The organism is Pseudomonas sp. sp1636, from assembly GCF_030376615.1.
Taxonomy (GTDB): Bacteria; Pseudomonadota; Gammaproteobacteria; order Pseudomonadales; family Pseudomonadaceae; genus Aquipseudomonas.
Genome location: NZ_JARRAB010000003.1, coordinates 152,906 through 165,349 on the forward strand (window position 1 = coordinate 152,906; position 12,444 = coordinate 165,349).

Below are 12,444 nucleotides of genomic sequence, written 5' to 3' on the forward strand. Positions count from 1 at the left end.
GGCGGTTCGCCGCTATAATCGCCGGCCAGATTGGAGAGTCCATGAATTCCCTGCCTATCGACGTTCTGTTACCGGCGCTGCGCCAAGCCCTGGCGAGCCGCCACGAGGCGGTGCTGGAGGCTCCGCCCGGCGCCGGCAAGACCACCCGCGTGCCGCTGGCGCTGCTGGATCAACCCTGGCTGGCCGGGCAGCGCATCATCATGCTCGAACCGCGCCGCCTGGCCGCGCGCGCCGCCGCCGAGCGCCTGGCCAGCGAGCTGGGCGAGGCGGTCGGCGAGACCGTCGGCTATCGCATCCGTCTGGACAGCAAGGTCGGCCCGCGCACCCGCATCGAGGTGGTCACCGAGGGCATCCTCGCCCGCCGCCTGCAGGACGACCCGGCGCTGGAAGGGGTCGGTCTGGTGATCTTCGACGAATTCCACGAGCGCAGCCTGGATGCCGACCTGGCCCTGGCCCTGTGCCTGAATGGCCGCGCGCTATTTCGTCAAGGCGCGGGGCGTGGCGAGGACTCGGGCGAGCCGGCGCTCAAGCTGCTGTTGATGTCGGCGACCCTGGAAGGCGAGAAGCTGGCTGGGTTGCTCGGCGAGGCGCCGGTGTTGCGCAGCGAGGGGCGCATGTTCCCGGTGGAACTGCGCTGGGGCGCGCCTTCTCAACCTGGCGAGTGGCTCGAGCCCAGGGTGGTGCAGACGGTGTTGCAGGCGCTGGCCGACGAGCCGGGCAGCCTGCTGGTATTTCTCCCCGGGCAGGCGGAGATCCGTCGGGTCAACCAGCAGTTGGCCGAGGCCCTGGCCGGGCGTGACGAGATCCTCCTCTGCCCGCTGCATGGCGAGCTGGATCTGAGCGCCCAGCGCGCCGCCATCGAGCCGGCGCCCGCCGGCAAACGCAAGGTGGTGCTGGCGACCAATATCGCCGAGACCAGCCTGACCATCGACGGCGTGCGGGTGGTGGTGGACGCCGGCCTGGCGCGGGCGCCGCGTTTCGATCCGGGCAGCGGCATGACCCGGCTGGACACCCAGCGCATTTCCCGCGCCAGTGCCACCCAGCGTGCCGGCCGCGCCGGGCGTCTGCAGCCGGGGGTGTGCTACCGCCTGTGGTCGCAACACCAGCACGAGCAACTCGCGGCCTACGGCGCGGCGGAAATCCTCCAGGCCGACCTGGCCGGACTGGCCCTGCAATTGGCGCGCTGGGGCGTGACGCCGGCGGAACTGGTCTGGCTCGACCCGCCACCGCCTGCGGCTTATGCCCAGGCCCTGGAGCTGCTGACCCGCCTGGGCGCGTTGAATGAGCGCGGGGTGCTCACGGCCCACGGCCAGGCCATGGCCGAATTGCCGGCGCACCCGCGTATCGCCCACTTGCTGCTGCGCGGCCAGGCGCTGGGCCTGGCCGCGCTGGCCTGCGATCTGGCCGCCTTGCTCGGCGAGCGCGATATCTTGCGCGGTGCGGGGGCCGACCTGCACAGCCGCCTGGCCCTGCTCGGCGGCGCGAGCAAGGCCGCGCGTGGCAGCCAGGGCGGCGTGCAGCGGGCGCGTCAATTGGCCCGGCAGTTCCACGGCTATCTCCAGCGCACGGCCGCGACGGCCCCGCTGAGCGACCCCGAGCATCCGCGCTGGCTCGGCGCCTTGTTGGCATTCGCCTACCCGGATCGGGTGGCCCGGCAGCGCCGAGCGGGGGGCGCCGAGTACCGTCTGGCCAATGGCCGCGCGGCGCTGTTCGCCGAGGCCGATGCCTTGATGAAGCATGAATGGCTGGTGCTGGCCGATCTCGGCAGCCGCCAGGGCCAGCGCGAGGAGCGCATCTACCTGGCCGCCGATCTCGATCCGCAGTTGTTCGAGACGGTGCTGGCCGAGCAGGTCAGCGTGCATGAGGAGCTGGACTGGGACGAACGCGAAGGCGTGCTGCGCGCCGAACGCCAGCGCAAGGTCGGCGAACTGGTGCTCGAGCGCGAACCCTTGACCGGCCTGGACGAGACGGCGCGCAGCCGTGCCTTGCTCGATTTGGTGCGGCGCAAGGGCTTGGCGCTGCTGCCCTGGACGCCCGAGTTGCGCCAGTGGCAGGCGCGGGTGGCCTTGCTGCGTGCGCTGGATCTGGCCGCCAAGGGGGCCAGCGAGTGGCCGGATGTCAGCGATGCGGCGCTGCTCGCCAGCCTGGACGATTGGCTGCAACCCTACCTGGGCAAGATCAAGCGCCTCAGCCACTTCGCCAATCTGGAGCTGGCCGGAATGCTCCAGGGGCTGTTGCCCTGGCCGCTGCCGCAGCGTCTCGACGAGTTGGCGCCGCGCAGCCTGCAGGTGCCGTCCGGCTCGCGCATCGCTCTGGACTACAGCGAGCAGCCGCCGGTGCTGGCGGTGCGCCTGCAGGAATTGTTCGGTCTGGCCGAGACCCCGCGCATCGCCGGCGGCCGGCAAGTGGTCAAGCTGCACCTGCTGTCGCCGGCGCGGCGGCCGGTGCAGGTGACCCAGGATCTGGGCAACTTCTGGCGCAGCACCTACAGCGAGGTCAAGAAGGATCTCAAGGGCCGTTACCCCAAGCATTATTGGCCGGACGACCCGCTGATCGCCGAACCCACCGCGCGGGCCAAGCCGCGCAAGTAGCCCGGGTAATGGGGAGGCTGTCGCGGTGCCTGGTTGCAGGAGGCGCGACCTCGCGGCGATAGCGGACACCGCCCGCTCGAAGTACAACAGCTTCGCGGATAACTCCGCGCCTACAAAAGCAGCAGGCCGTGCTCCTCGTGCAGCAGGCGAGAGTTCTTCCACTCAGGGTAGGCGCAGATCCTCGCCGGCCGCGCTGAGCTCCCGGTAGGCGCGATCCAGTGCATCGCGCAGGGCTTCGGCCGCGGGCGCGTGACGCGAGACGATCAGCTTCAAGGGCATGCTCTGCAGCCGCACATAGGGCAGTTCGCCCATGCCCAGGCTGCGCCTGGCCTGTTCCGCCGGAGCCTGGTAATCCAGCAGAAAGTCGCCGCGGCGGTGCTGGAGCATTTCCAGGGCGGCGCTGTGAGTGCCGGTACGCTGCTGCCGGATCGCCAGGGCCGGGTCGTTGAGCAGGGCATTGGTCTGCGGCCAATAGCTGTAGCCGCTGATCATGATGATGCCGCGTCCTTGCAGATCTTCGGGAATTCTCGGCAGCAGGGTATCGCGGCGGAAATACAGGTTGAGGGCGATTTCCCCCAGCTGCGTGCGGGTTTCCAGGGTGTGCTCGCTCAGCTCAGGTTTGCCGGGCGCACCGGGCCAGAGCTGTACGCTGCCATCGCGCAGGCCGTTATACAGCCGCGCGCCCGGGTAGGTGCGCAGCACGGCCTGGTAACCGGCGTGCTTCAGCAGCCGCTTGGTCAGGTGCAGGATCGCCCCTTGCGGGCGGCCCTGGCTGTCGGTGTAGGAATAGGGCGGGAACTCATAAAAGCCGACCTGAACCGGCGGCCGTGCCCCGTCGCTGGCGCTGTGAGCGGGGCTCGCGCCAGCCCAGAGGGCCGCGAGAAGAACTAGGCAGAAGATTCTGGGCATTGACCTGACCGCGGCGCTTGGCCGTCTTATTGTTATAAAACCATTACATGGTTGAGCATGTCGGCGAATGGCCGGGTTTGTCCAGTGGCATCTGCGCTCAGGCGAGTAGGCCGGCGCTAACCGATCGCCACTGCCCAGGCTGCCGGAGTGCCGAGGCACTGCGGCAGGCCGCACGGGGGCACGTAGGGCGCGCGGCAGGGTCAGGAGGCGGTTGGGCTATGCTGAAATAACCGAGGAGGCTGCAGCGCAACAGTCGGCTGATGCGTTGGGTCGCCGAGTTTGTCGGTGCCGATCCACCCCGTGAGTCGAGGAGCTAACATGAGCGAGCCGCTGATTGCCCAACGGAGCCCCTTTGCGGTTGAAGTGCAGGCCGGAAAAGACTATCTCTGGTGCCGTTGCGGGCGTAGCGCGAACCAGCCGTTTTGCGACGGCAGCCATAAAGGCATGGGTTTCACGCCGTTGAAATACCATGCCGAACGGAGCGGCACCCTGTATTTTTGCGGTTGCAAACATACCCGGACGCCGCCCTGTTGCGACGGCAGCCATAAACAGCTGTAGTACCAGCAGCCAGTAAAGCCGGGGGGCAAACCATGTATCGCAAGGTCTTCGCCAGTAAAGTATTCGATCGCAAGGTGGTGTTGATCAGCGGCGGCTGCGCCGGCATCGGCCGCGCCCTGGCGGTGCGCTTGGCCCAGGCCGGCGCCCGCCTGGTGATCCTGGATCTGCAGCAGCAGGCGCTGGACAGCCTGGTGCAACACCTGGCCGACCATCACAACGCCGAGGCGTTGGGGCTGGTCTGCGACGTCGCCGATGCCGAGGCGGTGCAGCGGGCCATCGCCCTGGCCGTCGAACGTTTCGGCGGCATCGACGTGCTGGTCAACAACGCCGGCATCACCCACCGCAGCAGCTTTGCCGAAACCGAACTGGCGGTATTCCAGCGGGTTATGGCGGTCAATTACTTCGGTGCCCTGCATTGCACCAAGGCGGCGTTACCCAGCCTGATCGCCCGCGGCGGGCAGATCATCGTGCTCAGTTCGTTGTCCGGGTTCTCCCCGCTGCTTTACCGCAGCGCCTACAACGCCAGCAAGCATGCCCTGCATGGTCTGTTCGAAACCCTGCGTTACGAGCTGAAAGACAGCGGGGTCGGCGTGATGCTGGTGTGCCCGGGCTTCACCGCCACCGATCTGCGCAAGAATGCCCTGGTCGGCGACGGCTCGGTGGCTGCGCAGCCGCCGCTGGCGATGGGCAAGGTCGCCTCGCCGCAGGATGTCGCCGAGGCGATCTACCTGGCGGCGCTCAAGCGCAAGCGTTTGTTGATCCTGTCCAATGTCGACTGGCGGGCGCGGCTGCTGGCGCGCTTCTTCCCGCGCTTGTTCGAGCGGGTGTTGTTGCCGCGCCTGTCCGGCATGAAGCCACAACGCGGCGGGCCTGTCTGATCAGCGTTCGTGCGGCTCGATATACAGCTCGTAGACCTGCTCCAGATCCCAGTACGTCGCTTCGATCTTGTGTCCGTCGAGGTCGCGGACAAAGCAGCCGTAATAGGGTTCGCCGTATGCGCCGCGCGGGCCGGGTTCGCCTTCGCCAATCGCGCCGGCTTCCAGGGCTGCTGCGTAGAAGGCATGCACGGCGGCCTTGTCCTGGGCGGCGAAGCCGAAGTGAGTGCCATTGCCGACGCTCGCCGGCTGGCCGTCGATGGGCGTCTGCACCCAGAACTCCGGGTATTCACGGCCATAGGCCACCGCCCCGGGGTGGGCCAGAATGCGTTTGCACCCAAGGGTCGGCAGCACCTGGTCGTAAAAGGCCACGGCCTGGTCGAACTGGTTGGTGCCGAGCGATACGTGCGACAGGCCGCTGGGGTTGGTGTCGGTCATTGGCTGCTCCTCCTTGGACATCAACAGACCCTAACAGCCTAGTCCGGATTTATTCCTCTGTCGGCAGCGTAGCGCGCAGCATGAACAGACGAAACAGCACCACGGTGGCGAACAGTTGCAGAAAGCCGTTGGCGCTGTCGAGCAGCAGGTTGAGCAGCACATCGGCCTGCGCGCCCTCGGCCGGCTGGCTGGCCCAGGAGAGCAGCCACAACGGCAGCATGACGCACAACACGCAGGTCAAAACCTGCCAGAAATAACCGCTGGTCAGCTCGAAACTCTCATGCAGCGCTTTCATCGGGCTCAGCCCGCGCAGCACCAGCAGGTATTCGGCGAATGCCAGCTTGATCATGATCCACAGGCCCGGCAGGACGAACAGCGAGGCGCCGAGCATGATCGCCAGAGTGCTCAGGCCCGCCAGCAGGGCAAAGCTCGGCCACAGGCGCAGGCTGGCGGCGAGCAGGTCGCGGCTGGCCGGCGCCTCGCCCCGGCTGCGCGCATCGAGAAACAGGATCAGCGCCGCGGTATACAGCGGGTAGAACAGCAGGCCCAGCAGAATGCCGTAAGCCGCCGCCGATTGGGTTTCGAGTTGGGCCGTCACCAGTTGTTGCACCAAGGCTTCGAGTACCACCAGCGGCAAACACAGGCGGGCGATCGCCGACAGGTTGTGGCTGAAGAAATACCAGGCATCGCGCAGGACGTGGAACGCATTCATGGGCAGGGGTCGCGGTCGAGTGAGCAGGCCGCCACTCTAGCCGATCGCGGCAGTCGCTCCAAATTCGCAGCGAATGGGTTGTGCAGGCGGGCAAGCGTGCCCGGCGTATCTGGCATACTGGGCGGCGTTTGTTACCCCCAAGAGGATTACCGGTGAAGAGAATCGCCGTATTCGCCGATGTACAGAACCTCTATTACACCGTGCGCCAGGCCTATGGCTGCCACTTCGACTACGCCGCGCTGTGGGCCGACATCAGCCAGCACGGGCAGATCGTCGAGGCCTATGCCTATGCCATCGACCGTGGCGACGCCAAGCAGCAGCAGTTCCAGCAGATCCTGCGCAACCTCGGCTTTAGCGTGAAGCTCAAACCCTATATCCAGCGCAGCGACGGCTCGGCCAAGGGCGACTGGGACGTGGGCATCGCCATCGACATCATGGACACCGCGCCGCAGGTCGACGAGGTGGTGCTGGCGTCCGGCGATGGCGATTTCGATCTGCTGCTGGAGAAAATCCGCAGCAGTTACGGGGTCGAGGCCGTGGCCTACGGCGTGCCGGGGCTGACGGCACAATCGCTGGTGCGTGCGGCCAGCCGTTATGTGCCGATTGAAGGCGCCTTGTTGTTACGAAATTGATAGTCGTTGAGAACCTGATAAATGCTCGAAGCTCCGATAGCCGTCCTCGATTTTGAAACCACTGGCATGTCGCCGGCGCAGCAGGCGCGCGCCACCGAGATCGGCGTGGTCATCGTCGAAGGCGGGCAGATAGTGGCGCGCTACCAGAGCCTGATGAACAGCGGCGCCTGGGTGCCGCCTTTCATCGAGCAGCTCACCGGGATCAGCAACGCCATGTTGCGCAGCGCCCCGCCGGCGGCGCAGGTGATGAACGAGGTGGCGGATTTTGTCGGCGACATTCCCTTGCTGGCGCATAACGCCGCCTTCGACCAGAAGTTCTGGGATGCCGAGCTGGCCCTGATCCGCCGCCAGCGGGTGCAGCCGTTCGCCTGCTCGTTGCTGCTGGCGCGACGCCTGTTGCCGCAGGCGCCGAACCACAAGCTCGGCACTCTGAACCGCTGGGCACAGCTGCCGGATACGGGTAAAGCGCACCGTGCCCTGGCCGATGCGGAAATGGCGGCCAACCTGACCTGTTTCATGGCCGCGCTGCTGCGCGAACGGCATGGCCTTGCCAAGGTTTCCCACGAGTTGTTGTGCAGCTTGCAGAAGGTTCCGGCGGCCAAGATGGCCCAGGCGCTGCAACGGCTGCGCGGGTTTTAGCCGATTGGAAAGTTCTGTCGATCCTATATCGAGGCGCAAGCCTCGCAGGCCGCAGAGCTCGTAGGCGCGAGTCATGGCCGCGATGCTCTTTGCCGTCCCGTAGCCCGGATGCAATCCGGGACATCGGTAGGGGCCATCAAGCCGGCTCCCCGGATTGCATTGGGCCACGACTTCCAGGCGGGTGCGATCACCCCCTCAGGGCAGGATCACCAGGCGGTTGGGCAGCTCGTTGCGTTCGTGGGTGGCCGGCACCTGCTGCTTGAGCTGTTCGCCGCAGGCCTGAATGCAACCGAGAAAACCTTCCAGGGTCTGGCCCTGTTTCACCCGCTGGGTGAAGTCCGCGACTATGGCCTGCCAGGTGGTGTCGGGCAGGCGGCTGGAAATGCCGCGGTCGACCAGAATCTCCACATAGTGCTCGGCCGCCGAGACGAAGATCAGCATGCCGGTCGCCCCGCTGGTGTGGTGCAGGTTGTGTTCGAGAAACTGCCGGCGCGCCAGGTTGGAGGCGCGCCAGTGGCGCACGGCGCGCGGGATCAGCCGAGTGGTGAGCGACGGGATGCGCAGCAGCAGGCTCAAGCCGGCAAAACTCAGCCACTGCACCAGGAGCAATTCCTGGGCGCTCAGCCAGGCGCCAAAGTAATTCGCCGCGCCAGGCACCAGCAGCGCCACCAGGCTGGCCCAGAGCAACGGAATATAGGTGTAATCGTCCGCCTGGGCCGCCAGCACCGTGACCAGCTCGGCATCGGTCTCGCGCTCGACCGCGCTGATCGCCTGGGCGACCTGCCGTTGTTCGCTTGCACTCAATAAAGCCATGGGGTCTGTCTACTCGTTGAATTCTATTCGTTGAATTGAATTACCAGCCGCCGGAAGCGCCACCGCCACCGAAACCGCCGCCACCACCGCCAAACCCGCCACCGCCGCCAAAACCGCCGCGCGAACCGCCACGGCCCATCCCGGCAGCCAGTAGCCCGCCGAGCAGCAGGCCGCGCCGGCCGCCACGGCCACCGCCGATCAGGCCCATGACGATCAGCAGCAAGACGAAGAAGGGCAGCGCCTTGGGCTGTTCCTCCTGCGGCGCGGTGCTGGCCGCCATGGGCTCGCCGCCGAGCACCTGGAGGATGGCCGCCACGCCATCGCCGATGCCCTTGGCGTAATCGCCGCGCTTGAAGGCGGGCGTGATCACCTGATTGATGATTACGGAGGATTGCGCATCGGTCAGGCGACCCTCGAGGCCATAACCGACCTCGATGCGCAGTTTGCGTTCGTCGCGGGCGACCAGCAGCAAGGCGCCGTTGTCCTCGCCTTTCTGGCCGATGCCCCAGTGCCGGCCGAGCCGGTAGCCGAAGTCCTCGATGGCCAGCCCTTGCAGGTTCGCCAGGGTGACCACCACCAGTTGCTCGCCGCTGGCTTGTTCATGCGCCGCCAGCAGTTGGCTCAGGCGCGCTTCGGTTGGCGCATCGAGCAGTTCGGCCTGATCGACCACCCGCCCGCTGAGTGGCGGAAATTCGGGTTCTTGCGCCTGGGCCAGCCAGGCCCAGGCGCACAGCAGCAGGAACAGCGGCAGGCGTAGCGTGACGGCCATCAGAATTTCACTTCGGGCGCTTTTTCCGCCGCGGGCGCAGTCGCTTCGAAGTTCTCGCGCAGCGGCATGTCGCTGTACATCAGGCTATGCCAGATGCGCCCGGGAAAGGTGCGGATCTCGGTGTTGTAGCGCTCGACCGCGGCGATGAAATCGCGCCGGGCCACCGCGATGCGGTTTTCCGTGCCTTCCAGCTGGGATTGCAACGCCAGAAAATTCTGGTTGGACTTCAGCTCCGGGTAACGCTCGGAGACCGCCATCAAACGGCTCAAGGCGCCGCTGAGTTGCTCCTGGGCCTGCTGGAACTGGCGCATTTTTTCCGGTTGATCCAGGGTGCTGGCGTCCACCTGGATGGAGGTGGCCTTGGCTCGCGCCTCGACCACCGCCACCAGAGTGTCCTGCTCCTGCCGGGCGAAGCCTTTGACGGTTTCCACCAGATTGGGAATCAGGTCGGCACGCCGCTGGTACTGGTTCTCCACCTGGGACCAGGCGGCTTTGACTTGTTCGTCGTAGCTGGGGATGTTGTTGATGCCGCAGCCGCTGAGCAGCGCCGCCATGACCAACAAGGCCGCCACGCGCGCGCCGAATCCGTATCGCGATGTCATTTGCATGATCCGTTGATTTCCGTTCAGTCATGAATGATAGACGCTCACCCTACCTGTCCCCCGGCCCATAAGCCAATCGCGTCCCCGCGCAACAGAAACGCGATGGCCGGTTCCGGGCAGGGTAAACTGCGCGCATTCGCCTATTAGTCTCCCTGTTCTGGTTGCCCTCTATGACCTTCGCTTCCCTCGGCCTGATCGACCCTCTGCTGCGTACCCTCGACGGCCTCGGCTATGCCACCCCCACCCCGGTGCAGGCCCAGGCCATCCCGGCGATCCTGAAAGGCCTCGACCTGATGGCCGCGGCGCAGACCGGCACCGGCAAGACCGCCGGTTTCGCCCTGCCGCTGTTGCAGCGCTTGATGATGGAAGGGCCGGTGGTGGCCAGCAACTCGGTGCGCGCCCTGGTGCTGGTGCCGACCCGCGAGCTGGCCGAGCAGGTGCAGCAGAGCTTTCTGACCTACGGGCAAGACCTGCCGCTGCGCAGCTACGCGGTGTACGGCGGGGTCAGCATCAACCCGCAGATGATGAAGCTGCGCAAGGGCCTCGACGTGCTGGTCGCCACCCCCGGCCGGCTGCTCGACCTGTATCGGCAGAACGCGGTCAAGTTCAACCAGCTGCAGGTGCTGGTGCTCGACGAGGCCGACCGCATGCTCGACCTGGGCTTCGCCCGCGAGCTGCAGGACGTATTCGCCGCGCTGCCGAAGAAACGCCAGACCCTGCTGTTCTCCGCGACCTTCTCCGAAGCCATCCGCGGCATGGCCGGCGAGATGCTGCACGAGCCGCTGAGCATCTCGGTCAGCCCGCGCAACGCCGCGGCCAAGTCGGTCAAGCAGTGGCTGATCCCGGTGGACAAGAAGCGCAAGAGCGAACTGTTCCTGCACCTGTACCAGAGCAAGCGCTGGAGCCAGGCGCTGGTGTTCGTCAAGACCCGCAAGGGCGTCGACGAGCTGGAAGGCGAGTTGCAGCGCCACGGCATCAGCGCCGACGCGATCCACGGCGACAAGCCCCAGGCGACCCGCCAGCGCGCCCTGCAACGCTTCAAGGATGGCGAGATCAAGGTGCTGGTGGCCACCGACGTGGCGGCTCGCGGCCTGGACATCGACGACCTGCCGCTGGTGGTCAACTTCGACCTGCCGATCGTCGCCGAAGACTACGTGCACCGTATCGGCCGTACCGGTCGCGCTGGCGCCACCGGCCAGGCGGTGTCGCTGGTGTGTGCCGACGAGGTGCAGCACCTGTCGGCCATCGAGACTCTGATCCAGCAGGTCCTGCAACGCGTCGACGAGGCGGACTTCATCCCCGACCACAGGGTGCCGCTGACCCTGGCCGGCGGCCAGGTGGTGAAGAAACCGAAGAAAGCCAAGAAGCCCAAAGTGGTCGGCGCCGGCAAATCCGCCAGCCTCGGCCGCTGGCTGGAAAGCGACGAAGCCGCCGCGCCTGCGGTCAAGGCCGTGCGCAAGGTGCCGAGCTTCGGCGGCAAACCGGCCAAGGGCGGCAGAAAAGCGTAGGGCCGACGAGGAACGTGCGATCCGTAGGGTGTCACTCGCCGCAGGCAGTGCACCGGTGGTTCACTGGCGCGGCGCAAAGCCGGCGGGCTGTCGCTGCGCTCCGAACGGATCGCCGCCCGTAGGGCGTCATTCGATTTGCAACCACTCCAGCATGCCCAGCCCCGCCGTCCGGCCGCTGGCGAAGCAGGCGGTGAGCAGGTAGCCGCCGGTCGGCGCCTCCCAGTCGAGCATCTCGCCGGCGCAGAACACCCCGGCCAGTTGCTTGAGCATCAGCCGCCGATCCAGCGCCTCGAAGGGCACGCCGCCGGCCGTGCTGATGGCCTCGTCCAGCGGCCGCGGCCTGACCAGGGTCAGCGGCAGCGCCTTGAGCGCGGCGGCCAGGCGCGCCGGGTCGGCGAAACAGTCGGCGGTTGCCAGTTCGCGCAGCAGCGCGGCCTTGACTCCGTCGATGCCGACCTGGCGGTGCAGGTGCTTGGCCAGCGAGTGCGAGCCGCGCGGCTTGGCCAGCGCGGCTTGCAGCTTGGCCAACGGGCGCTGCGGCAGCAGGTCGAGATGGAGGGTGGCGCTACCCTGGAGGTTGATCCGCTCGCGGATCGGCGCCGACAGGGCATAGATCAGGCTGCCTTCGACGCCGCCCGCGGTGAGGACGAACTCGCCCTGGCGTGGCGCTTCGTCATCCAGGCGCAGGCTGACGTTCTTCAGCGGCGCGCCGGCGAACTTGCCCTGCAGCAACGGGCTCCAGCCGGCCACCTCGAAACCGCAGTTACTCGCCTGCAGCGGCGCGATCGCGACCCCGTGCGCCTGCAGCAGCGGCACCCAGGCGCCGTCGGAACCGAGCCGCGGCCAGCTGGCGCCGCCCAGGGCCAGCAGGGTGGCATCGGCGTGCACGGCGGTTTCGCCGGTGGCAGTGGCGAGGCGCAGGGCGCCGCCGGCCGTCCAGCCCAGCCAGCGCTGGCGGGTGTGAATAGTGACGCCCAGTTCGCGCAGGCGCTTGAGCCAGGCGCGCAGCAGCGGCGCGGCCTTCATGTCGGTAGGGAAGACCCGCCCCGAGGTGCCGACGAAGGTGGCGATGCCCAGGCCGTGAATCCAGGCGCGCAAGGCGTCGGCATCGAATTCGGCGAGCAGCCGGGCGAGCTCCTCGCGGCGCTCGCCGTAGCGCGAGATAAACGCCTCCTTGGCCTCGGAGTGGGTGATGTTCATCCCGCCCACCCCGGCCAGGAGGAACTTGCGCCCGACCGAAGGCATGGCGTCATACAGCTCGACCCTGACGCCGGCCAGCGCCAGCACCTCGGCCGCCATCAGCCCGGACGGGCCGCCGCCGATGATAGCGACGCGAGGGGCGGTGTGCTGGGCCGAGTCGGTCATGGCATGGGCTAATCGTGGCGGGAGAGGGCGCAT

13 protein-coding genes are annotated in these 12,444 nt (G+C 67.1%); 6 read left to right on the forward strand and 7 right to left on the reverse strand.

Going from position 1 to position 12,444, the window contains the following annotated elements; translation table 11 throughout:
- Positions 1 to 41: 41 nt before the first annotated feature.
- A complete protein-coding gene (gene hrpB, locus P8H27_RS04225) occupies positions 42 to 2,591 on the forward strand; it encodes an ATP-dependent helicase HrpB (RefSeq protein WP_289635398.1) in 2,550 nt (849 codons plus the stop codon).
- A gap of 162 nt (positions 2,592 to 2,753) precedes the next feature.
- On the opposite strand, the gene P8H27_RS04230 is transcribed toward hrpB, so the two are convergent.
- The gene (locus tag P8H27_RS04230) at positions 2,754 to 3,500 is read right to left on the reverse strand and encodes an ABC transporter substrate-binding protein (RefSeq protein WP_289635399.1); all 747 of its coding nucleotides are present in this window, start codon (positions 3,498 to 3,500) and stop codon (positions 2,754 to 2,756) included.
- A gap of 318 nt (positions 3,501 to 3,818) precedes the next feature.
- On the opposite strand from P8H27_RS04230, the gene P8H27_RS04235 reads away from it, so the two are divergent.
- Positions 3,819 to 4,058, forward strand: a complete 240-nt coding sequence (locus P8H27_RS04235; protein ID WP_289635400.1) for a CDGSH iron-sulfur domain-containing protein — start codon at positions 3,819 to 3,821, stop codon at positions 4,056 to 4,058.
- 32 nt (positions 4,059 to 4,090) lie between these two features.
- Positions 4,091 to 4,936 carry an SDR family oxidoreductase gene (locus tag P8H27_RS04240; protein ID WP_289635401.1) on the forward strand — a complete coding sequence of 282 codons (846 nt, stop codon included), beginning with the start codon at positions 4,091 to 4,093 and terminating at the stop codon, positions 4,934 to 4,936.
- On the opposite strand, the gene P8H27_RS04245 is transcribed toward P8H27_RS04240, so the two are convergent.
- Both P8H27_RS04245 and P8H27_RS04250 read right to left on the reverse strand, forming a co-directional pair.
- Positions 4,937 to 5,371: a VOC family protein gene (locus P8H27_RS04245; RefSeq protein ID WP_289635402.1), complete on the reverse strand. Its 435-nt coding sequence runs from the start codon at positions 5,369 to 5,371 to the stop codon at positions 4,937 to 4,939.
- Between the two features lie 49 nt (positions 5,372 to 5,420).
- Entirely contained in the window at positions 5,421 to 6,083 is a 663-nt protein-coding gene (locus P8H27_RS04250) for a YciC family protein (protein ID WP_289635403.1), read from the reverse strand.
- A gap of 152 nt (positions 6,084 to 6,235) precedes the next feature.
- Between P8H27_RS04250 and P8H27_RS04255 the strand changes: the two genes are divergently transcribed.
- Positions 6,236 to 6,715 (forward strand): NYN domain-containing protein, encoded by a 480-nt coding sequence (locus P8H27_RS04255; protein ID WP_289635404.1) that lies wholly within the window; start codon positions 6,236 to 6,238, stop codon positions 6,713 to 6,715.
- A gap of 21 nt (positions 6,716 to 6,736) precedes the next feature.
- Complete coding sequence (locus P8H27_RS04260; protein WP_289635405.1) at positions 6,737 to 7,354, forward strand: PolC-type DNA polymerase III; 618 nt, start codon at positions 6,737 to 6,739, stop codon at positions 7,352 to 7,354.
- Between the two features lie 195 nt (positions 7,355 to 7,549).
- Here P8H27_RS04260 and P8H27_RS04265 read toward each other — a convergent pair whose 3' ends face one another.
- The 3 genes from P8H27_RS04265 to P8H27_RS04275 are packed head-to-tail and all read right to left on the reverse strand — an operon-like array spanning position 7,550 to position 9,538.
- Positions 7,550 to 8,167 carry a TPM domain-containing protein gene (locus tag P8H27_RS04265; protein ID WP_289635406.1) on the reverse strand — a complete coding sequence of 206 codons (618 nt, stop codon included), beginning with the start codon at positions 8,165 to 8,167 and terminating at the stop codon, positions 7,550 to 7,552.
- A 40-nt stretch (positions 8,168 to 8,207) separates the two neighbouring features.
- Positions 8,208 to 8,936 carry a YgcG family protein gene (locus P8H27_RS04270; RefSeq protein WP_289635407.1) on the reverse strand — a complete coding sequence of 243 codons (729 nt, stop codon included), beginning with the start codon at positions 8,934 to 8,936 and terminating at the stop codon, positions 8,208 to 8,210.
- Positions 8,936 to 9,538, reverse strand: coding sequence for a LemA family protein (locus P8H27_RS04275; RefSeq protein WP_289635408.1), 603 nt, complete (start codon positions 9,536 to 9,538; stop codon positions 8,936 to 8,938). The genes P8H27_RS04270 and P8H27_RS04275 overlap by 1 nt, the downstream gene beginning before the upstream one ends.
- Before the next feature lie 170 nt (positions 9,539 to 9,708).
- On the opposite strand from P8H27_RS04275, the gene P8H27_RS04280 reads away from it, so the two are divergent.
- On the forward strand, positions 9,709 to 11,046 hold the full coding sequence (locus P8H27_RS04280; RefSeq protein ID WP_289635409.1) for a DEAD/DEAH box helicase: 1,338 nt from the start codon (positions 9,709 to 9,711) through the stop codon (positions 11,044 to 11,046).
- 126 nt (positions 11,047 to 11,172) lie between these two features.
- Here the strand turns inward: P8H27_RS04280 and P8H27_RS04285 are convergent, their stop codons facing one another.
- Complete coding sequence (locus P8H27_RS04285; RefSeq protein ID WP_289635410.1) at positions 11,173 to 12,411, reverse strand: TIGR03862 family flavoprotein; 1,239 nt, start codon at positions 12,409 to 12,411, stop codon at positions 11,173 to 11,175.
- Positions 12,412 to 12,444 lie beyond the last annotated feature (33 nt).

Bases quoted from the DNA above. Each gene is read 5' to 3' on its own strand.
- hrpB (WP_289635398.1), top strand. From the start codon at position 42: ATGAATTCCCTGCCTATCGACGTTCTGTTACCGGCGCTGCGCCAAGCC.
- P8H27_RS04230 (WP_289635399.1), bottom strand. From the start codon at position 3,500: ATGCCCAGAATCTTCTGCCTAGTTCTTCTCGCGGCCCTCTGGGCTGGC.
- P8H27_RS04235 (WP_289635400.1), top strand. From the start codon at position 3,819: ATGAGCGAGCCGCTGATTGCCCAACGGAGCCCCTTTGCGGTTGAAGTG.
- P8H27_RS04240 (WP_289635401.1), top strand. From the start codon at position 4,091: ATGTATCGCAAGGTCTTCGCCAGTAAAGTATTCGATCGCAAGGTGGTG.
- P8H27_RS04245 (WP_289635402.1), bottom strand. From the start codon at position 5,371: ATGACCGACACCAACCCCAGCGGCCTGTCGCACGTATCGCTCGGCACC.
- P8H27_RS04250 (WP_289635403.1), bottom strand. From the start codon at position 6,083: ATGAATGCGTTCCACGTCCTGCGCGATGCCTGGTATTTCTTCAGCCAC.
- P8H27_RS04260 (WP_289635405.1), top strand. From the start codon at position 6,737: ATGCTCGAAGCTCCGATAGCCGTCCTCGATTTTGAAACCACTGGCATG.
- P8H27_RS04265 (WP_289635406.1), bottom strand. From the start codon at position 8,167: ATGGCTTTATTGAGTGCAAGCGAACAACGGCAGGTCGCCCAGGCGATC.
- P8H27_RS04270 (WP_289635407.1), bottom strand. From the start codon at position 8,936: ATGGCCGTCACGCTACGCCTGCCGCTGTTCCTGCTGCTGTGCGCCTGG.
- P8H27_RS04275 (WP_289635408.1), bottom strand. From the start codon at position 9,538: ATGACATCGCGATACGGATTCGGCGCGCGCGTGGCGGCCTTGTTGGTC.
- P8H27_RS04280 (WP_289635409.1), top strand. From the start codon at position 9,709: ATGACCTTCGCTTCCCTCGGCCTGATCGACCCTCTGCTGCGTACCCTC.
- P8H27_RS04285 (WP_289635410.1), bottom strand. From the start codon at position 12,411: ATGACCGACTCGGCCCAGCACACCGCCCCTCGCGTCGCTATCATCGGC.